17 protein-coding genes and 1 tRNA gene are annotated in these 19,123 nt (G+C 65.5%); 11 read left to right on the top strand and 7 right to left on the bottom strand.

Translation table 11 applies throughout. The features are described from left to right. Window positions 1-51: 51 nt before the first annotated feature. A complete protein-coding gene (locus C4B30_RS09370; protein WP_027783796.1) occupies window positions 52-1,170 on the top strand; it encodes an ABC transporter ATP-binding protein in 1,119 nt (372 codons plus the stop codon). Between the two features lie 846 nt (window positions 1,171-2,016). On the opposite strand, the gene C4B30_RS09360 is transcribed toward C4B30_RS09370, so the two are convergent. The 4 genes from C4B30_RS09360 to trxB all read right to left on the bottom strand — a co-directional run bounded on the left by C4B30_RS09360 (window position 2,017) and on the right by trxB (window position 5,008). Next, on the bottom strand, window positions 2,017-2,247 hold the full coding sequence (locus C4B30_RS09360) for a bacteriocin (RefSeq protein ID WP_105132443.1): 231 nt from the start codon (window positions 2,245-2,247) through the stop codon (window positions 2,017-2,019). Between the two features lie 272 nt (window positions 2,248-2,519). Continuing rightward, complete coding sequence (locus C4B30_RS09355; RefSeq protein ID WP_027783797.1) at window positions 2,520-3,143, bottom strand: trimeric intracellular cation channel family protein; 624 nt, start codon at window positions 3,141-3,143, stop codon at window positions 2,520-2,522. Beyond that, on the bottom strand, window positions 3,130-3,909 hold the full coding sequence (locus C4B30_RS09350) for a Smr/MutS family protein (RefSeq protein WP_027783798.1): 780 nt from the start codon (window positions 3,907-3,909) through the stop codon (window positions 3,130-3,132). The genes C4B30_RS09355 and C4B30_RS09350 overlap by 14 nt, the downstream gene beginning before the upstream one ends. 136 nt (window positions 3,910-4,045) lie before the next feature. Then, the gene (gene trxB, locus C4B30_RS09345; protein ID WP_027783799.1) at window positions 4,046-5,008 is read right to left on the bottom strand and encodes a thioredoxin-disulfide reductase; all 963 of its coding nucleotides are present in this window, start codon (window positions 5,006-5,008) and stop codon (window positions 4,046-4,048) included. Window positions 5,009-5,391: 383 nt separating this feature from the next. On the opposite strand from trxB, the gene C4B30_RS09340 reads away from it, so the two are divergent. The 3 genes from C4B30_RS09340 (at window position 5,392) to C4B30_RS09330 (ending at window position 10,006) form a co-directional block, all read left to right on the top strand. Next, on the top strand, window positions 5,392-7,701 hold the full coding sequence (locus C4B30_RS09340; protein WP_027783800.1) for a DNA translocase FtsK: 2,310 nt from the start codon (window positions 5,392-5,394) through the stop codon (window positions 7,699-7,701). 46 nt (window positions 7,702-7,747) lie between these two features. Further along, on the top strand, window positions 7,748-8,437 hold the full coding sequence (gene lolA, locus C4B30_RS09335; RefSeq protein WP_027783801.1) for an outer membrane lipoprotein chaperone LolA: 690 nt from the start codon (window positions 7,748-7,750) through the stop codon (window positions 8,435-8,437). Window positions 8,438-8,695: 258 nt separating this feature from the next. Next, window positions 8,696-10,006: a replication-associated recombination protein A gene (locus C4B30_RS09330; RefSeq protein ID WP_105132442.1), complete on the top strand. Its 1,311-nt coding sequence runs from the start codon at window positions 8,696-8,698 to the stop codon at window positions 10,004-10,006. 19 nt (window positions 10,007-10,025) lie between these two features. Here the strand turns inward: C4B30_RS09330 and C4B30_RS09325 are convergent, their stop codons facing one another. Beyond that, the gene (locus tag C4B30_RS09325; protein ID WP_105132441.1) at window positions 10,026-10,298 is read right to left on the bottom strand and encodes a DUF2164 domain-containing protein; all 273 of its coding nucleotides are present in this window, start codon (window positions 10,296-10,298) and stop codon (window positions 10,026-10,028) included. 248 nt (window positions 10,299-10,546) lie between these two features. Here C4B30_RS09325 and serS point away from each other — a divergent pair, with 248 nt between their 5' ends. Continuing rightward, window positions 10,547-11,848 (top strand): serine--tRNA ligase, encoded by a 1,302-nt coding sequence (serS, locus tag C4B30_RS09320; protein WP_105132440.1) that lies wholly within the window; start codon window positions 10,547-10,549, stop codon window positions 11,846-11,848. 118 nt (window positions 11,849-11,966) lie between these two features. Further along, a tRNA-Ser gene (locus C4B30_RS09315) sits at window positions 11,967-12,057 on the top strand. Between the two features lie 421 nt (window positions 12,058-12,478). On the opposite strand, the gene C4B30_RS09310 is transcribed toward C4B30_RS09315, so the two are convergent. Beyond that, on the bottom strand, window positions 12,479-13,639 hold the full coding sequence (locus C4B30_RS09310) for an alkane 1-monooxygenase (protein ID WP_105132439.1): 1,161 nt from the start codon (window positions 13,637-13,639) through the stop codon (window positions 12,479-12,481). Between the two features lie 556 nt (window positions 13,640-14,195). On the opposite strand from C4B30_RS09310, the gene C4B30_RS09300 reads away from it, so the two are divergent. From C4B30_RS09300 to C4B30_RS09280, 5 genes are all read left to right on the top strand, one after another. Then, entirely contained in the window at window positions 14,196-14,819 is a 624-nt protein-coding gene (locus C4B30_RS09300; protein WP_227789552.1) for a GNAT family N-acetyltransferase, read from the top strand. A 170-nt stretch (window positions 14,820-14,989) separates the two neighbouring features. Further along, the gene (gene minC / locus C4B30_RS09295; RefSeq protein ID WP_105132438.1) at window positions 14,990-15,775 is read left to right on the top strand and encodes a septum site-determining protein MinC; all 786 of its coding nucleotides are present in this window, start codon (window positions 14,990-14,992) and stop codon (window positions 15,773-15,775) included. Between the two features lie 59 nt (window positions 15,776-15,834). Then, complete coding sequence (minD, locus tag C4B30_RS09290; RefSeq protein ID WP_027783808.1) at window positions 15,835-16,650, top strand: septum site-determining protein MinD; 816 nt, start codon at window positions 15,835-15,837, stop codon at window positions 16,648-16,650. 12 nt (window positions 16,651-16,662) lie between these two features. Further along, window positions 16,663-16,917, top strand: coding sequence for a cell division topological specificity factor MinE (gene minE / locus C4B30_RS09285; protein ID WP_006476634.1), 255 nt, complete (start codon window positions 16,663-16,665; stop codon window positions 16,915-16,917). A gap of 160 nt (window positions 16,918-17,077) precedes the next feature. Next, a complete protein-coding gene (locus tag C4B30_RS09280) occupies window positions 17,078-17,479 on the top strand; it encodes a YXWGXW repeat-containing protein (RefSeq protein ID WP_105132437.1) in 402 nt (133 codons plus the stop codon). A 116-nt stretch (window positions 17,480-17,595) separates the two neighbouring features. Here the strand turns inward: C4B30_RS09280 and C4B30_RS09275 are convergent. Then, the coding region (locus tag C4B30_RS09275; RefSeq protein ID WP_105132436.1) for a chloride channel protein at window positions 17,596-19,123 on the bottom strand (1,528 nt) is incomplete at its 5' end.

Genomic DNA, 19,123 nt, shown 5'->3' with positions numbered 1-19,123 from the left:
CCGACGCGGCGCCCGAATGCGCCGCGCGAGACGAGACAGAGGATTCACAGCATGGCAAGCCTTTCCATCCGTGACGTGTACAAGACCTACCCGAACGGGGTGCCGGTCCTGAAGGGTGTCGACATCGAGATCGAGGACGGACAGTTCCTGATCCTGGTCGGCGGCTCGGGCTGCGGGAAGTCGACGCTGCTCAACATGATCGCCGGCCTCGAGACCGTGACGAGCGGCGAGATCTGCATCGACGGCAAGGTCGTCAACGACCTGTCGCCGAAGGATCGCGACATCGCGATGGTGTTCCAGTCGTACGCGCTGTATCCGTCGATGACGGTGCGCGAGAACATCTCGTTCGGGCTGAACATCCGCAAGGTGCCGAAGAACGAGCAGCAGCAGATCGTCGACCGTGTGTCGTCGATGCTGCAGATCCAGCATCTGCTCGACCGCAAGCCGGGGCAGCTGTCGGGCGGCCAGCGCCAGCGCGTCGCGATGGGCCGCGCGCTCGCACGCGATCCGTCGCTGTTCCTGTTCGACGAACCGCTGTCGAACCTCGACGCGAAGCTGCGCATCGAGATGCGCGCGGAAATCAAGCTGCTGCACCAGCGTCTCGGCACGACGATCGTCTACGTGACGCACGATCAGATCGAGGCGATGACGCTCGGCGACCGGATCGCGGTGATGAAGGACGGCGTGGTCCAGCAGTTCGGCGCGCCGCAGGAGATCTACGATTCGCCGTCGAACCTGTTCGTCGCGGGCTTCATCGGCGCGCCGCCGATGAATTTCATCAACGGCCGGCTGGTCGAGCAGGGCGGCGGGATCGCGCTCGAGATCGACACGGGCCTCGCGCGCAGCGCGCTGATCCTGCCGTTCGACGCGGCGAAGCTGAAGTCGCACGTCGGCCGCGAGGTGATCCTCGGGCTGCGTCCGGAGCGCATCACCGACGCGCGCCACGCGCACAACGGCGAGGCGTCGAACCTGCAACCGATCGACGTGCGCGTCGACGTGACCGAGCCGACCGGGCCGGACACGCACGTGTTCGCGCAGGTGAACGGCAAGCGGATCGTGAGCCGCGTGCATCCGGCCGCGAACCCGCAGCCGGGGCAGACGCAGTCGCTGCTGTTCGACGTGTCGAAGGCGGTGCTGTTCGATCCGGCGTCGGAAGAGCGGATCGCGTGATGTAGGCACGTCTCACCGAAAGTGCAAAGGGCCGTCCAACGTGTGACGGCCTTTTTTTTCGGAATACATCGGTGTTGATAGCTGCGGTGCACAATTTTCCGTACGTTGGCGAACGCGCTCCGTGCCGTCAAAAAAGTGCGAAAAAACATCTCGGTTCCAACCTGTATTTCTCACGAGACGACAGAGCTTCACGAGTCCTCGATCACCGGACAAAAAATACCCATCTGAAGCGACGTCAATCGAATTGGCGAAAGCGACGCCTCGATTTGAGTTCCCTACGAATCTCGGGGGCAAATATAATTGAACCGAGAACGGAGAGCATGAGCAAGCTCAAGTAGACCGAGGCAGCACTTAGAATCGGTACGGTCAGCATCCTGTGCGCCATTGAGAACAGATCAAGCGAAAAGAAGATGGAGAACAATGCGAGGAATGGAACAAATATGGATGCGACGAAGCATTGCCGGTAGCATTTTCTTTTGCGGTCCTCGGAGGTTAGTTCAGCTCTTTCGAGAACGGAGTGAATTTCGTTTCCGGGGATGGATTTAAGTTCCGGAACAATTAGTCGAAGGACGAATAGGAATGGGATCGTCTTCATTGTCGTCTTTTGGCGTAATCGATGTTTGATTGGAAAGTTTGGTCAAGGCGAGGTAGTTCGGGGCCGGTCGTGCGAAACGATTGGGACGGGTTTCGACGGTAATTCTGCATGTCATGCGGTCATTATTTCAATAATGTCATGGTGGCAGAGATCGGTTATTAGTTTTGTTTTGTGATTTTATTTCCGTCTCTGAATTGAATACTCACGAAGTATCCTTTTGGAGATTTTTATATCGTGACGCATCCGTAATGTTAATGGTGGCTGCAGCCGGAATAATCCGTGCCGGCTGGTTCACGCCCGAATGTACCGCCTCTTGCAGAGAACCCTGCACTCGCGGCCACTCCCATTCCAAAACCGATCACGCCGCCGATGCCGAACCCCGCGACAGCGCCAGCCCAGCCGGTCGCCGAACTCATCGCAATATCGCCTGCCCACGTGGCGCCGGAAACGAGATCCAATTCGTTGATGGTCAATTCTCTCATTCGATATTTACTCTTCAAAATTATTTAGATAAATAATTACGAATTGCTTTCATAGTGTTGCGTAATTGACGGATGTTTGCAAGCGGTTTATTTTGAGATATTCGCCTGGAGCCGTCGTGTTGCATTAATCGTGAGAAGCAACACTGCGAAGGCAACTGATACGTCCGAAGGAGCGAAGCTGCATACTGTTCTCGACGCGGCGTTCAAGATCCGTCTCGATCGGCGTTCAGCGGTGAATTGTCGAGGTGGGGCGCGGCGGCGGATCGAGCCGCTCAGTGCGGCAACCGCACGTCGAACTTGAACGTCGCCAGCCGTGCGACGAGGATGAAGCCGGTGGCGAGCAGCACGCTGTACACCGAGTCGCACTGCAGCCACACGAGCAGCAGGTAGAACCAGCAGCCGACGAACGCGCAGGTCGCGTACGGCCGCGAATCGCGCAGGATCAGCGGGATGTCGTTGCACAGTACGTCGCGGACGATCCCGCCGACCACGCCGGTAATCACGCCCATCATCACCGCGATGAAGCGCGGCATCTCGGCGTCGAGCGCGATCGCCGTGCCCGAGATGCTGAAGATGCCGAGCCCGATCGCATCGGCGATCAGCAGCAGCCGTTCGGCCGACAGCCGCGACAGCATCCGCAATACGAACGGCGCGAACAGGGCGAGCACGAAGATCGCGATCACGTAGTCGTCGTGCACGACCCAGTAGAACGGCCGGCGCTCGAGCAGGATGTCGCGCAGCGTGCCGCCGCCGAATGCGGTCGCGAGCGCGACGACGAACGTGCCGACCGAGTCGAGGCGGTTCTTGCGCGCCTCGATGAACCCCGAAATCGCGAAAGCCAGCGTGGCGATCGCCTCCAGTACCGCGATCGCGAGCGTCAGCCTAGGATGCGGCACGCGGCCCCCGCTCGGCCGGCGCCGGGTGCGGCTGCAGCAGCACGAGCACCGCGCCCGCACCGCCGTCGTGGCCGCGCGCCTCGCAGAACGCGATGACTTCTTCCTTCTGCACGAGCCATGCGCGCACCTTGCCCTTCAGCACGGGTTCCTTGCCGATCGAGCCGAGCCCCTTGCCGTGGATCACGCGCAGGCAGCGCAGCCCTTTCTTGCCGGCTTCGCGGATGAATTCGGCGAGCGCATCGCGCGCTTCGTCGCGCCGCATGCCGTGCAGATCGATCTGTGCCTGCACGATCCACGCACCGCTCCTCAGCTTGCGCACGACGTCGCGGCTGATGCCGGGGCGGTGGTAATACAGCGAGTCGTCGCTGTCGAGCAGCGTCTCCGGATCGAATTCATCGGACAGCGTCGCGTTCAGCACGGCTTCCTCGTCGCGCTGCGTCTGCTTCGGCAGCGGGTCGGGCGGCATGCGGCCGGACGACGCGCGCGGCGGCGCGTTCAGCGGCCGGATCGTGCCGATTTCGTTGCGGAACAGATTCGCGTCGGCTTCCGCCTTGCGCTCGGCCTTCGCGGTTTCGACGCGCGCGCGTTCGCGACGATCGGCTTCGCCTTGCAGCGACTTGCGCAATGCGCCGAGGCCCGCGAGGCCCTGGCCGCGTAACGCGGCCGCATCGGGCGCGGGCGGGGGCGCCTCGGGCGCCGGGGTCACGGGACGGGCAGCGATCTTTCGCTTCGCGGGATCGCTCGGATGGGGCTGGTTCTTCGCCATGATTCGGTAACGGGGCAGGCGCGTTCGGGCGCGCGGGCACAAAAAAAGCCGCTGCGCGGCGGCAGCGGCTTTCCGGTCGAGCCCGCTTCGCGGCAGCGGACGCCATTGTAGCGCCCGCCGCGGCAAGGCTTCCGGCTTACTTCTTGTCGTGCAGGCTTTCGAGGTAGCGCTGCGCGTCGAGCGCGGCCATGCAGCCCGTGCCCGCGCTGGTGATCGCCTGGCGGTACACGTTGTCCTGCACGTCGCCCGCGGCGAACACGCCCGGCACGCTCGTCGACGTCGCGTTGCCTTGCAGGCCGCTCTTCGTCAGGATGTAGCCGTCCTTCATCTCCAGCTGGCCCTGGAACAGATCGGTGTTCGGCTTGTGGCCGATCGCGACGAACACGCCCTGCACGTGCAGGTCTTCCGTCGCGCCGGTCTTCACGTTCTTGATGCGCAGGCCCGTGACGCCCGACGCTTCGCCGGTCACCTCGTCGAGCACGTGATCCCACTTGATGTCGACGACGCCTTCCTTTTCCTTCTCCAGCAGGCGGTCGATCAGGATCGGCTCCGCGCGGAACTTGTCGCGGCGATGGATCACCGTGACCTTCTTCGCGATGCCGGTCAGGTAGAGCGCTTCCTCGACGGCCGTGTTGCCGCCGCCGATCACCGCGACTTCCTGGCCGCGATAGAAGAAGCCGTCGCAGGTCGCGCAGGCCGACACGCCCTTGCCCATGAACGCTTCCTCGGACGGCAGGCCGAGATACTGCGCGGACGCGCCGGTCGCGATGATCAGCGAGTCGCACGTGTATTCGCCCGAGTCGCCGATCAGGCGGATCGGCTGCTCGTGCAGTTTCGCGGTGTGGATATGGTCGAAGACGATTTCGGTGTTGAAGCGCTCGGCATGCTCGAGAAAGCGCGCCATCAGCTCCGGACCCTGCACGCCGTTCGCGTCGGCCGGCCAGTTTTCGACGTCGGTCGTGGTCATCAGCTGGCCGCCCTGCGCGATGCCGGTGATCAGCACCGGGGACAGGTTGGCGCGTGCCGCGTAGACGGCGGCCGTGTAGCCGGCGGGGCCGGAACCGAGAATCAGGACTTTGGCGTGTTTGGGCGTGGACATGTGCGAATCCGTAAAAGGCGGCGCGGCGGGCGGGGTAGGCTCGCCGTACGCTCCGGTTGACCGGGATGCCGTCATAGATGGGTATCAGACGCGCATTATAAAGGCCCCGTTGCTGCGTTGCCGAACGAGAGTTTCAATCGCGCCGATAGCGTTTCGCGGCGCGCCGTCGTACCGTGGCAGCGCGCCGGGCGGCGGTTTGCCGCGCGGCGGCGAGTTGTCGCAGGGGCGAACATTCGGCCGGCCTGCGGCCGCGGGCGGCGCCGGTTCGGCGCCCCGTCCCCGTGATGTAACCGTCATTTACACTTGGCGGCGCGGTGCAGCGTTTACAATAAGCGCGATCGAACGACAGGCGGGCGCACGGCCCGTCCTCTTTATACGGATTCATGGCAAAAGCTCCTTATTCCGCCCAGGCACAGGCGTTGCCGCACCGGATGTCGAAGCTCCTCACGGAGATCCGCTGGATTCTCCAGGTCGCGCTCTGCGCCTTTCTGGTGATGGCCCTGCTGAGCTACAGCCGGCGCGATCCAAGCTGGACGCACGCCGCCCAGGTCGATCACATCTCGAACTGGGCCGGCCGCGTCGGCGCGTGGACGGCCGACATCATCCTGCTGCTGTTCGGCCTGTCGGCCTACTGGCTGATCGTGCCGCTCGGGCGGCGCATCGCCGTCAACTACCGCCGCATCACGCGTCACGACGCGATGCCCGACGAACCGGAGCGGCCGATCGGCTGGCTCACCGAAATCCTTGCGTTCGTGCTGGTCGTGCTCGCATGCGACGGCATCGAGGCGCTGCGCATGTGGTCGCTGAAGGTGCAGTTGCCGCGTGCGCCCGGCGGCGTCGTCGGCGAGGCCGTCGCGGGCGCGATGTCGCACGCGTTCGGCTTCACGGGCGGCACGCTGTTGCTGCTGATCGCGCTCGCGATCGGCCTGTCGCTGTATTTCCGCTTCTCGTGGCTGTCGGTCGCCGAGCGTGTCGGCGGCGCGATCCTGTCCGCGGTCAACGTCGCGAAGCTGCGCCGCGAGGCCGAGCGCGACCGCAAGCTCGGCGAGGCCGCGGCGGTGCGCCGCGAAGGCAAGGTCGAAGAGGAGCGCGTGCGCATCGAGGATCACGAGCCTGTGACGATCGTGCCGCCGGTGGTCACGCCCGCGAAGTCCGAGCGCGTCGAGCGCGAGCGCCAGGTGCCGCTGTTCACCGACCTGCCGGGCGATTCGACGCTGCCGCCGGTGTCGCTGCTCGATCCCGCGCCGAAGACGCAGGAGGCGATTTCCGCCGATACGCTCGAATTCACGTCGCGCCTGATCGAGAAGAAGCTGAAGGACTTCGGCGTCGAGGCGAGCGTCGTCGCCGCGTATCCGGGCCCGGTCGTCACGCGCTACGAGATCGAACCGGCCACCGGCGTGAAGGGCAGCCAGATCGTCAACCTCGCGAAGGATCTCGCGCGTTCGCTGTCGCTCGTGTCGATCCGCGTGGTCGAGACGATTCCCGGCAAGAACTACATGGCGCTCGAGCTGCCGAACCAGCGCCGCCAGACGGTGCATCTGTCGGAGATCATCGGCTCCGAGGTGTATGCGGCCGCCTCGTCGGCGCTGACGCTGAGCCTCGGCAAGGACATCGGCGGCAAGCCGGTGTGCGCGGATCTCGCGAAGATGCCGCACCTGCTGGTGGCCGGTACGACCGGTTCGGGCAAGTCGGTCGGGATCAACGCGATGATCCTGTCGCTGCTGTACAAGGCCACCGCCGAGCAGGTGCGCCTGATCCTGATCGATCCGAAGATGCTCGAAATGAGCGTCTACGAAGGCATTCCGCACCTGCTGTGCCCGGTCGTCACCGACATGCGCCAGGCCGGCCACGCGCTGAACTGGACGGTCGCGGAGATGGAGCGCCGCTACAAGCTGATGAGCAAGCTCGGCGTGCGCAACCTCGCGGGCTACAACAACAAGATCGACGATGCGGCGAAGCGCGAGGAGAAGATCCCGAACCCGTTCAGCCTGACGCCGGAAGATCCGGAGCCGCTCGGCCGCCTGCCGAACATCGTCGTCGTGATCGACGAGCTGGCCGACCTGATGATGGTCGTCGGCAAGAAGGTCGAGGAGCTGATCGCGCGGATCGCGCAGAAGGCGCGTGCGGCCGGCATCCACCTGATCCTCGCGACGCAGCGTCCGTCGGTCGACGTGATCACCGGCCTGATCAAGGCGAACGTGCCGACGCGCATTGCCTTCCAGGTGTCGTCGAAGATCGACTCGCGCACGATTCTCGACCAGATGGGCGCCGAATCGCTGCTCGGGATGGGCGACATGCTGTACCTGCCGCCCGGCTCGGGGTTGCCGGTGCGCGTGCACGGCGCGTTCGTCTCCGACGACGAAGTGCATCGCGTCGTCGAGAAGCTCAAGGAGCACGGCGAGCCGAACTACGTCGAGGGCCTGCTCGAAGGCGGCACCGCCGACGGCGACGAGGGCTCGGCCGGCGCGGGAACCGGCGAAGGCGGCGGCGAGTCAGATCCGCTGTACGACCAGGCGGTCGAGATCGTCATCAAGAACCGCCGCGCGTCGATCTCGCTCGTGCAGCGCCATCTGCGGATCGGCTACAACCGCGCGGCGCGGCTGCTCGAGCAGATGGAACAGTCGGGGCTCGTGTCGGCGATGTCGTCGAGCGGCAACCGCGAAATTCTTGTGCCGGCGCGCGACGCGGAATGAGTCCGCGGCGCCCGCAGCGCCGGCCACCCAGGGAGAAAACCGCTATATGCAGCAACATTCGTTCGCAATGTCCCTTCGTTCGACGCGGCGCTGGCTCGGCGCGGCGCTCGCCGGCGCATCGCTGATGCTCGCGGCGACGCACGCGTTCGCGGGCGGCACCGAGCAACTGAAGGCCTTCGTGTCGCAGGTGCGTTCGGCGAAGGGCGATTTCACGCAGCAGATCGTCAAGGCGCCGGCCAAGGGCGCGAGCGCCGCGCAGGCCGCGCCGAAGCCCACCGACAATTCGAGCGGCACGTTCGTGTTCGCGCGGCCGGGCAAGTTCATCTGGACGTACCAGAAGCCGTATCAGCAGGTCCTGCAGGCCGACGGCGACAAGCTCTACGTGTACGACCGCGACCTGAACCAGGTCACCGAGCGCAAGCTGAACGGTGCGCTGGGCGCGAGCCCCGCCGCGATCCTGTTCGGCAGCAACGACCTCGACAAGAGCTACACGTTGCGCGATGCCGGCGAGAAGGGCGGCATCGAGTGGCTCGAGATGTTGCCGAAGGCGCAGGACACGCAGTTCCAGCGGATCGGCATCGGCTTCCGGAACGGCACGCTCGCCGCGATGGAACTGCACGACGTGTTCGGCAACGTCACGCTGCTGACCTTCACGAACATCCAGACGAACCCGTCGCTGAAGGGCGATACGTTCAAGTTCGTCGTGCCGAAGGGCGCGGACGTGATCAACGGCTGACGGGCGCCGCGCACTGCTTTTCCGTAACGGGCCTGCCGGCGACGGCAGGCCCGTGTCGTTTCTGCGCGCGGGCACCAGGCGCGGGCACCAGGCGCGGGCATCGGGCGCGGGCATCGGGCGTCGGGCACCGGGCACCAGGCACCAGGCACCAGGCACCAGGCACCAGGCACCAGGCCCGGCGGCGCCGTCGTGCGGCTGTCATAATGTCGGGTCCGGCGGCCGGTTCGGCCGCCATCGTTTGATGTGGAGCGAGGGTTCATGTCCGACCTGTTTCAAGTCGAGCCGCGCCGTCCGCTCGCCGAGGCGCTGCGGCCGAAAACGCTCGCCGAGGTGATCGGCCAGACGCATTTGCTGGGCGAAGGCAAGCCGCTGCGGCTCGCGTTCGAATCGGGCAAGCCGCATTCGATGATCCTGTGGGGGCCGCCCGGCGTCGGCAAGACGACGCTCGCGCGGCTCACCGCGCTCGCGTTCGACTGCGAGTTCATCGCGCTGTCCGCGGTGCTCAGCGGCGTGAAGGACATCCGCGAGTCGATGGAGCAGGCGAGGGACACGCTGAACCGCACCGGGCGCCACACGATCCTGTTCGTCGACGAGATCCACCGCTTCAACAAGGGGCAGCAGGATGCGCTGCTGCCGTTCGTCGAGTCGGGCCTCGTGACCTTCATCGGCGCGACGACCGAGAACCCGAGTTTCGAGGTCAACTCGGCGTTGCTGTCGCGTGCGCAAGTGTACGTGCTGAAGTCGCTGAGCGACGACGAGATGCGCCAGTTGCTGAAGCGCGCGCAGGACATCGCGCTCGGCGGCCTCGCGTTCGACGACAAGGCGATCGATACTCTGGTCGGCTACGCGGACGGCGACGCGCGCCGCTTCCTGAACCTGCTCGAACAGGCGCAGACGGCGGCGACGTCGGCCGGCGTCGCGACGATCGATGCCGATTTCGTCGGCAGCGCGATGACGCTGAACGCGCGGCGCTTCGACAAGGGCGGCGACAACTTCTACGATCAGATTTCGGCGCTGCACAAGTCGGTGCGCGGCTCGAGCCCGGACGGCGCGCTGTACTGGTTCTGCCGGATGATCGACGGCGGCGCGGATCCGAAGTATCTCGCGCGGCGCATCGTGCGGATGGCGTGGGAAGACATCGGCCTGGCCGATCCGCGCGCGTTGCAGGTGGCGAACGACGCTGCCGAAACCTACGAACGGCTCGGCTCGCCGGAAGGCGAGCTCGCGCTCGGGCAGGCCGTGATCTATCTCGCGTGCGCGGCGAAGAGCAACGCCGGCTACAACGCGTTCAACCAGGCGATGGCGTTCGTGAAGCAGGACAAGTCGCGCGAGGTGCCCGTGCACCTGCGCAACGCGCCGACCAAGCTGATGAAGGAGCTCGGCTACGGTCACGCGTATCGATACGCGCACGACGAGCCGAACGCGTACGCGGCCGGCGAGACGTACCTGCCGGACGGGATGCGCGAGCCGCGCTGGTACCAGCCGGTGCCGCGCGGGCTCGAATCGAAGATCGCCGACAAGCTTGCATGGCTGCGCGAGCTCGATCGCGAGGCCGGCAAGAAGGACTGACGGCGCTGCCGCGGATGCGTCAGCGCTTGTTGCGGCCCGGCTGTTGTTTCTTCCAGTATTCGAACGGCTCTTCGTGGCATTCGATGTCGAGTTCGGCGACCCGCGCATGCAGGCGTTCCTGCGCGTCGGCGATCGCGAGGTTGTAGATCGCCGGCGCGATTTCCTGGATGAAGAAATGCAGCAGCGCGCCGGCCTGGATGTTGCCGATCGGCTCGTCCATGTTTTCTGTGAAATAACGTTGCAGCGACGCGATCGCGCGATCGCGTAGCTCCTTGTCGAGTTCGATGCTCATCGGATTCCCTAGGGGCTGTGACGCGGAGCCGATGCTCCGCTCGATTCGATTGCCGCCAGACGGCGCGGGCGTGATGCGATCCGTCATGGCGAGGCGCGCGGCAATTCTCCGGGCGCCGATGCCGCGGACTGCCAATACGATACCGCCACGGCCGCCCATTTGCGGCATCGTCCGTCCGGACGACGCCGTGGCCGCCGCCGGGTGCGTTAGAATTCCCGTCTTACACAACGATTTTTCCAAGTCCTCCCATGCTCGACATCCAGTTGCTGCGCAAAGACCTCGACGGCGTCGCCAAGCGCCTCGCCGATCGCGGCTACACCCTCGACGTTGCCGCGTTCTCCGCACTCGAAGCGGAACGCCGCGCGATCCAGACCCACACCGAAGAGCTCCAGGCGCGCCGCAACAGCCTGTCGAAGCAGATCGGCGCGATGAAGGGGAAGGGCGAGGACACGTCGGCCGTGATGGCCGAGGTCGGCGGAATCGGCGACGAGATGAAGGCGGGAGAAGCCAAGCTCGGCGAGATCCAGGCGCGCCTGTCCGACCTGATGCTGGGCATGCCGAACGTCGCGCACGAAAGCGTGCCGGTCGGCACGGACGAAGCCGGCAACGTCGAGGCGCGTCGCTGGGGCACGCCGCGCCAGTTCGATTTCGAGGTGAAGGATCACGTCGACGTCGGCACGCCGCTCGGCCTCGATTTCGAGACGGGCGCGAAGCTCGCCGGTGCGCGCTTCACGATGCTGCGCGGCCCGATCGCGCGCCTGCACCGCGCGCTCGCGCAGTTCATGATCGACACGCACACGCAGCAGCACGGCTATACCGAAACGTACACCCCGTACATCGTCAATCCCGAGATCCTGTACGGCACGGGCCAGTTGCCGAAGTTCGCGGACGACATGTTCCGCGTCGAGAAGGGCGGTGCGGAAAACACGGTCACGCAATACCTGATCTCCACGTCCGAGATTTCGCTGACGAACACCGTGCGCGAGTCGATCGTCGACGCATCCGCGCTGCCGATCAAGCTCACCGCGCATTCCCCGTGCTTCCGCTCGGAAGCCGGTTCGTACGGCCGCGACACGCGCGGGATGATCCGTCAGCACCAGTTCGACAAGGTCGAGATGGTGCAGGTCGTCGCGCCGGAAACGTCGTACGAGGCGCTCGACGAGATGGTCGGCCACGCGGAAGCGATCCTGCAGAAGCTCGGCCTGCCGTACCGCGTGATCACGCTGTGCACGGGCGACATGGGCTTCTCGGCAGCGAAGACGTTCGACCTCGAGGTGTGGTTGCCCGCGCAGAACACCTATCGCGAAATCTCGAGCTGCTCGAACACCGAGGCGTTCCAGGCGCGCCGGATGCAGGCGCGGTTCCGCAACGCGCAAGGCAAGCCGGAGCTCGTGCATACGCTGAACGGTTCGGGCCTGGCGGTCGGCCGTACGCTCGTCGCGGTGCTGGAGAACTACCAGAACGCGGACGGCTCGGTCACGGTGCCGGACGTGCTGCGTCCGTACATGGGCGGCATGGAGCGGATCGACGCGCCGGCACAGGCGTCGTAACGCGGGCCTTCCGAAGCCCCGCAAAAAAATTTGCCGAGGGGGGCTTGTCAGCCAAGAAAAGATCGTTTTATAATCTCTTCTTTCGCGGGAATGACCAACCGCGAAATGCAGTAAGGAAGGAGAGGTGGCAGAGTGGTCGAATGTACCTGACTCGAAATCAGGCGTACGGTTTCCCCGTACCGTGGGTTCGAATCCCACCCTCTCCGCCAAAATACGAAGCCCCTTGATCCGGAAGGATCAAGGGGTTTTTCGTTTTGGGTCGCAGATGCAATGCGTCGATTGCCGATGCCGCGGCGACAGGCCGGCTGCCGGTGCATCGGATCGTGCCGAGACGATGGCGATCCGCCGCGCGCACGATCGTGCCGCAGCTTCGATGCAGCTCGCTGCATCACGACCGCCACCGCTCGATGACGAACCGACTGTCGGAAGTCCTGACGGTTATTGCATGGCGGATTGCGGCCATCGCGGTCGTGGGCGTTCGCAGCGCACGTCGAGCGCGCCGCAGGCAAGGGCCACGTTCAATGAGGTGTGACGGCGTCGCTGCGACACCGGGCACGTGCAAACCGGATGCCGGCGCGCCGACCGTTTCAAGCGGCACACGCCGGCTTCCGCACAATCCTTACCGAACGATCACGCCGCCGTCGGATACTGCGCCAGCACCCTGTCGCGGATCGATGGCTTGATGTTCGATTGCGCCATGTCGCCGCGATAGTGCGCGACCACGCGCGGGTTCATCACGCGATACCAGAGCGGCGGCACGTACGCGAACAGGATCATCGTCGCGTAGCCGGCCGGCAATTGCGGCGCATCGTCGAAGTGGCGCAGCGCCTGGTACGAGCGCGTCGGATTCGCGTGATGGTCGGCGTGTCGCTGCAACTGGTACAGGAACAGGTTCGTGACGACGTGATTGCTGTTCCACGAATGCTGCGGCGTACAGCGTTCGTAGCGGCCGCTCGGCAGCTTGCGACGGCCGAGCCCATAGTGCTCGACGTAGTTCACGACTTCGAGCAGCGACGCGCCGTAGACGGCCTGGATCACGAGGAACGGAATCACGACCTTGCCGGCCATCGCGATCGCGATGCCCCACACGACGGCGGTCATCGCCCACGCGTGCAGCACTTCGTTGCGCCAGGTCCACGGCGAATGCCCGAGCCGTTCGAGGCGGGCCTTTTCGAGCCGCCACGCCGAGCGGATGCCACCCGTCACCGTGCGCGGCAGGAATGCCCAGAACGACTCGCCGTAGCGCGCGCTCGCCGGATCCTCGGCCGTCGCGACGCGCACGTGATGGCCGCGATTGTGCTCGACGTAGAAGTGGCCGTACGCGACGGGCGCGAGCGTGATCTTCGCGAGCCAGCGTTCGAAGCGGTCGGTCTTGTGTCCGAGCTCGTGCGCGGTATTGATCGAGATGCCCGTCGCGGCGCCGAGCGACAGCGCGAAGCCGACGTAGTCGTACCACGCGAGCGCGTGCGTGCCGACGATCCGCACGCACGTGAAGAACGCGACGTATTCGACGAAAGTCGCGAGATAGACGATGTACCGGTAATAGCGCTCGCGTTCGAGATGCGGCACGGCGGCTTCGGGCGGATTGTCGCGATCGTCGCCGATCAGCGTGTCGAGGATCGGGATCACGCCGAACGCGAACAGCGGACCGAACCACCAGAACACGTGAAGGCCCGTCGACAGCGCGAGCTGCGCGGCGAGGATCGGCAGCGTGATCGTCAGCGCGCCGAGCAGCCACAGGTAACGCTTGCCATCCGACCAGCCCGAAGCCGATCCGTCGGTCGTTGCCATTGTCTCCCTCCAGTCGGCCGGCCCGCGGGCGGCCGCATGCAGATTGTTCGAATCGTCGTGGTCCGCCGCGTGCGCGGCGGCGCCGGATCGCTGCCCGGTTCTGCCTGTTATACGACTGGGTGCGCGCGCTTGCCAAACTCTGGCGCTAGGCGCGTCGCTCCAAACGACGGGGTGCGCGCAACGTGCGTCGGGGAGGGGCCGGCACGCGCCGATTGAAACATGCCGCCGACGGCGGATCGGCCCGCGGCGGCGACGCGTTTGTCAGACGAATGGCTCGCCGTGCCGCGTGCACAGGCCGGTATGACGGGGCTGCAACATATGTTGCATCGCAATAACCGGGCTGGCGAAGGAGGGGCGTCGCGCGCTTTCCGCCTGCTTATATTACGTAGCATTACGGTCGCGGCAACGCGATGCAATGCGAGTCAAAACCGGCCGGCCGCGCATCGCAAGGAGAACGACGCGAATCGCCGGATCACGGGATCGCGCTTACCGTTCGCCCGCCCGCGTCGATGCACCGATGCTGCATCTGCACATCGAGCGGCGCGTATCGTCGCTGATGACATCTGCCGCCTTTCGATCCGCGCCGCCATTTGAAAATTACGATTTGACTCATGCCCCGCTTTCGGTTGAAGCTACTAGCTTGCTGTCCGAAGGGGGCTGTGCCTGCATGAGTTCGACCTTGACCGTTCGTCGTATCGCTGCCGATCAGGGCGGTGTGTATCGCGAACTCCGCGCCGCATCGCTGCGTGAGCCCTACGCACCCGGCGAAGCGCCGGAGGCCGAATTGCTGACCGTCGAAACGGACGCGGCGTCGGCGATTGCCGCGCAGCGCGCTGTCTCTGATGAGTCGACGACTTTCCTGCTGTACACCGAAGGCCACCCGGCCGGCATGATCGGCGCGTATTTCGACAACACGCCCGATCGGCGCGCGTTCGTCAGCGAATTGTGGGTGGCGCATGCGGTGCGTCACCTGCGCGGCGGCGTGCTGCTGCTGGAGACGGCCACCGCATGGCTCGCCGAGCGCGGCGCCACCGACGTCTACGCATGGATCGCCGATGCGAACCGCAACGCGATCCGCTTCTACGAGCGTGCCGGTTTCGGCAACACCGGCGAACACGCGCCGATCGCGCGCATACCCGGCGCGATGAAATCGCTGTTCGTGTCGCAGGTGAAGCACTGACGCGACCTCGAAATAGCCAGCCGCGCGGCGCGATGACAGCCCGTTCGCCCGCTGGCCTGCCCGTTGGCCGGTGGCGCGTCCGCCCGTGCCGCCGCAACCCCGCGTCCCAAAAATAATGGCCGCGTGCGTGGACGCCTGTAAAATACGCAAAAAATTTTTGCAGAGTGTCCATGTCGCTTAAAAAATCGCCATTCTTCGAGCTGCGCAGCGGATCGGTCGATACGTTGCTGTTCACCGTGAAGACGACCGATCTCGATGCGTTGCGTGCCGAACTGGTCAAGCGCTTCGAAGCGACTCCCGAGTTTTTCGCCGACGATGTCGTCGCGATCGACGTCCGCCGCCTGGCTGACGGCGAACGCGTCGCGCTCGCGGACATCCGGCAGATGCTGAACGACGTGCGGATGCGCCCGGTGGGCGTCGTCGCACTGGCAACGCAGGGCTGGGCGGGGGAAGCCGGTCTGCCGTTGCTGGAGGCGCGCGATCGCCGCGCGCCGGCCGCGAAACCTGCCGACGAAGCGGAACCGGCGGCTATGCCAGCCGCCGAGACCGCCGCCGCTCCCGCAGCCGCGGCGGCGCCCGAACAGCCGTCGGAGCCCGCGCCGACGCTCTTGCAGGCCGGCGGGCAGACGCTGGTGATCGACCGGCCGTTGCGTTCGGGGCAGCAGATTTACGCGAAAGGAGACCTCGTGGTGCTCGCGCCGGTCAGTCACGGTGCGGAAATCATCGCGGAAGGCAATATCCACATCTACGCGCCGTTGCGCGGCCGCGCGCTAGCGGGCGTGCACGGCAATCACGACGCGCGCATTTTCTGCACGTGTCTCGAACCGGAACTGATTTCGATCGCGGGTATCTATCGAACGACCGAGAACCCGCTGCCCGCCGACGTACTGGGCAAATCGGTGCAGATCCGGCTCGAAGAGGAAAAACTGATGATCGAACCGCTGCGCCTGACGTGATTCACGCGGTGCGCTCCGGATCGATCGGCTCTCATTGACGAACACAGGGTATTGGGTAAATGGCAAAAATCATCGTGGTGACCTCGGGCAAGGGCGGCGTTGGCAAGACGACGACGAGCGCGAGCTTCGCGTCGGGCCTCGCGCTGCGCGGCCACAAGACGGCCGTGATCGACTTCGACGTCGGCCTGCGCAACCTCGATCTCATCATGGGCTGCGAGCGTCGCGTCGTGTATGACCTCGTGAACGTGATCCAGGGCGAAGCGAACCTGAACCAGGCGCTGATCAAGGACAAGAAGTGCGAGAACCTGTTCATCCTGCCGGCGTCGCAGACGCGCGACAAGGATGCGCTGACGCGCGACGGCGTCGAGAAGGTGCTGAACGACCTCGTCGCGATGGACTTCGAATACATCGTCTGCGATTCGCCGGCCGGTATCGAGGCCGGCGCGCTGCATGCGATGTACTTCGCGGATGAAGCGCTGATCGTCACGAACCCGGAAGTGTCGTCGGTACGCGACTCGGACCGCATTCTCGGCATCCTGTCGTCGAAGACGAAGCGCGGGACCGAAGGCAAGGAGCCGATCAAGGAACACCTGCTGATCACGCGTTACAGCCCGAAGCGCGTGAGCGAAGGCGAGATGCTGTCGCTGGAAGACATCAGCGAGATCCTGCGCATCAAGCTGATCGGCGTGGTGCCCGAGTCGGAAGCCGTGCTGCACGCGTCGAACCAGGGTCTGCCGGCCGTGCACATCGACGGCACCGACGTCGCGGAAGCGTACAAGGACGTCGTCTCGCGCTTTCTCGGCGAGGACAAGCCGCTGCGCTTCACCGATTACCAGAAGCCGGGCCTGCTGCAGCGCCTCTTCGGCAGCAAGTAACGGAGGCCGCCCATGTCCATCCTTTCGTTTCTCCTCGGCGAGAAGAAGAAGTCCGCATCGGTCGCGAAGGAGCGCCTGCAGCTCATCATCGCGCACGAGCGGGTCGGCGGCCGGCCGCCGGCCGATTACCTGCCGGCGCTGCAGAAAGAGCTCGTCGCGGTCATCTCGAAGTACGTCCATATTTCGGACGATGACATCCGCGTGAGCCTGGAGCGCCAGGACGACCTCGAAGTCCTCGAAGTGAAGATCGAGATCCCGCAAGCCTGACGCTTGCGCGTATCCCTCCGCACGGCGGCGCCCGCCGCCGTGCGCGTCTTACGCCCTGTTGCACTTTCGGGCACGCCGTAACACGGCGCCTGTCGGCCGTAATCGACTCTCCCGCATTGAACGAATACGCTCGCGTGACTTGTTCAACCTGGAGGTTGTGATGGCCGTCTCTACCGCTTCACGTCGTATCGTTTCGCTCGCGCTGTTTGCCGCGGGCTTGTCAGCCGTCGCCGCACCGTTCGCCGCGCATGCGGACGAAATCCTCGTCGGTACGCCCGTGCTCGCGCCGCAGGGGCGTATGGTCATCGCGGAGCCGGTCGCCGTGCGCACCGAGGAAATCGTCGTCGTCGCGCCGAATGCGCCGCCGCCCGTACGCTACGAGATCGTACCGGCCACGCGCGTGGGCTACGTGTGGGAGCGCGGGCACTGGCACTGGGATCATGGCCGCTACGTGTGGATCGGCGGCCACTGGGAAACCGAGCGTGTGGGCATGCAATGGGTGCCCGGGCATTGGAACCAGCGCGGCCCGAACTGGTTCTGGACGCGTGGCCACTGGGCTTGACGGAGGCGCGCGATGAAAAGAACCGCAATCGCCATCGTGCTCGTCGCGATCACGCTGGCCGGGTGCATCGTCGTGCCGGCGCGGCCGGTCTACTACCGGCCGGCGCCCGTCGTGATCTACTGAGCGTCGCGCGGGCCGTGCCGTTGCGCCGAATCGTTCGCGTCGGTCGCAGCCGGCCCGGCATCGTGCGGCGCCGGCGCATGCGCGGGGCTGTCGGCCGCGGCGGCGGCCGGCTCCTCGCCGCCTTCATCGCGCAGCGTGTCGAGCGGATCGGCGGGGGCCGCGTTTGCATCCTGGGGTTCGGTCACGTCGGTCACGTTGCTCGCGGCGGCCGCTGCAGTGGCCGCAGCTGGCGCGACGGCCGCGACGGGCGGCGCGAGATAGCGCTGCGCGAGTGTTTCGTAGAGCGGCGGCGCGAAAAAGCGCGATACGCGGCTCGATACCAGTGCGGTCGCCATCAGCGAAATCACCAGCGCATGACCGTTGATCATTTCCATCACGATCACGAACGACGTGATCGGCGATTGCGTGACGGCGGCAAGATAGCCGACCATCGCGAGCGCGATCAGCATCGGCAGGCTCATGTTGCTGAACACGGTATGCAGCAGGTTGCCGAAGCCGGCGCCGATCGACAGCGACGGCGCGAAGATCCCGCCCGGGATGCCCGGCAGGTACGACGCGACCATCGAGATCATCTTCAGGAACGGATAGAACACCGACAGCTGCTGGCTGCCGTCGAGCAGGCCGCGCGCCTCCGCATAGCCGCTGCCGAACGTCGTGCCGCCGGATACGAGGCCCACGACGGCGATCGTGAAGCCGCACAGCGCGGCGAACGTGATCGGCCGCTCGCGATACAGGCCCAGCAGTCGCGCGGGCAGCCAGCGGCCCGTATTGAGCAGCAGCCAGCAGAACAGGCCGCCCGCGATGCCCGTCACGATCGCGGTGACCAGCACCGCGACCGCCAGCAGCTTCGGGAAATGGAGGCCGGTGTCGATCGTGCCGAAATACGTGTAGTTGCCGTTCAGGCCGAGCGCGACGACGCCGGCGAGGATGATCGCGGTGATCAGTACGCCGCTGGCGCGCGCGGAGAAACTGCGGGTCAGCTCCTCGATCGCGAACACGATCCCGGCGAGCGGCGTATTGAAGGCGGCGGACAGCCCGGCCGCCGCGCCGGCCAGCACCAGCTGGCGTTCGATCTGCGCGTTCGAGCGCGGGTAGAAGCGCCGCAGGTTGAACATCAGCGCCGCGCCGACCTGCACCGTCGGCCCCTCGCGGCCGATCGTGAAGCCGCCCAGGATGCCGAGGAACGAGATCAGCACCTTGCCGAACAGGATGCGCAGCGTCAGCAGCCGGGCGCCAAATGCGCTCGGGCGCGCATGCAGCGTCGCGATCACCTGCGGGATGCCGCTGCCCTCGGCGCCGCGAAAAAAGCGCCGCGTGATCCATACCGACATCGCGGCGATCGCCGGCGTCAGCAACAGCGGCAGCCAGACGGCGTGATCGCGCATCGCACGGAAGGTCTCGTAACCCCAGTCGATCAACCGGGCGTACAGTACGGCAGCGAGGCCGACGACGATCGCGCCGAGCCAGAAAACACCATATTGGCGCCAGATTCGCAGCGAGCGGCGGGTGAGGGCGGGAAAC

Origin of the sequence: Burkholderia sp. BE12, from assembly GCF_002959955.1 — a bacterium.
Classification (GTDB): Bacteria; Pseudomonadota; Gammaproteobacteria; order Burkholderiales; family Burkholderiaceae; genus Burkholderia.
This window is presented reverse-complemented; position numbering and strand designations above follow the sequence as displayed.

Coding starts and splice junctions, on each gene's coding strand:
- C4B30_RS09330 (WP_105132442.1), top strand. CDS start 8,696: ATGTCCGACCTGTTTCAAGTCGAGCCGCGCCGTCCGCTCGCCGAGGCG.
- minE (WP_006476634.1), top strand. CDS start 16,663: ATGTCCATCCTTTCGTTTCTCCTCGGCGAGAAGAAGAAGTCCGCATCG.
- lolA (WP_027783801.1), top strand. CDS start 7,748: ATGCAGCAACATTCGTTCGCAATGTCCCTTCGTTCGACGCGGCGCTGG.
- C4B30_RS09280 (WP_105132437.1), top strand. CDS start 17,078: ATGGCCGTCTCTACCGCTTCACGTCGTATCGTTTCGCTCGCGCTGTTT.
- C4B30_RS09340 (WP_027783800.1), top strand. CDS start 5,392: ATGGCAAAAGCTCCTTATTCCGCCCAGGCACAGGCGTTGCCGCACCGG.
- C4B30_RS09325 (WP_105132441.1), bottom strand. CDS start 10,298: ATGAGCATCGAACTCGACAAGGAGCTACGCGATCGCGCGATCGCGTCG.
- C4B30_RS09370 (WP_027783796.1), top strand. CDS start 52: ATGGCAAGCCTTTCCATCCGTGACGTGTACAAGACCTACCCGAACGGG.
- C4B30_RS09360 (WP_105132443.1), bottom strand. CDS start 2,247: ATGAGAGAATTGACCATCAACGAATTGGATCTCGTTTCCGGCGCCACG.
- C4B30_RS09300 (WP_227789552.1), top strand. CDS start 14,196: ATGACATCTGCCGCCTTTCGATCCGCGCCGCCATTTGAAAATTACGAT.
- minC (WP_105132438.1), top strand. CDS start 14,990: ATGTCGCTTAAAAAATCGCCATTCTTCGAGCTGCGCAGCGGATCGGTC.
- C4B30_RS09310 (WP_105132439.1), bottom strand. CDS start 13,639: ATGGCAACGACCGACGGATCGGCTTCGGGCTGGTCGGATGGCAAGCGT.
- minD (WP_027783808.1), top strand. CDS start 15,835: ATGGCAAAAATCATCGTGGTGACCTCGGGCAAGGGCGGCGTTGGCAAG.
- C4B30_RS09350 (WP_027783798.1), bottom strand. CDS start 3,909: ATGGCGAAGAACCAGCCCCATCCGAGCGATCCCGCGAAGCGAAAGATC.
- serS (WP_105132440.1), top strand. CDS start 10,547: ATGCTCGACATCCAGTTGCTGCGCAAAGACCTCGACGGCGTCGCCAAG.
- trxB (WP_027783799.1), bottom strand. CDS start 5,008: ATGTCCACGCCCAAACACGCCAAAGTCCTGATTCTCGGTTCCGGCCCC.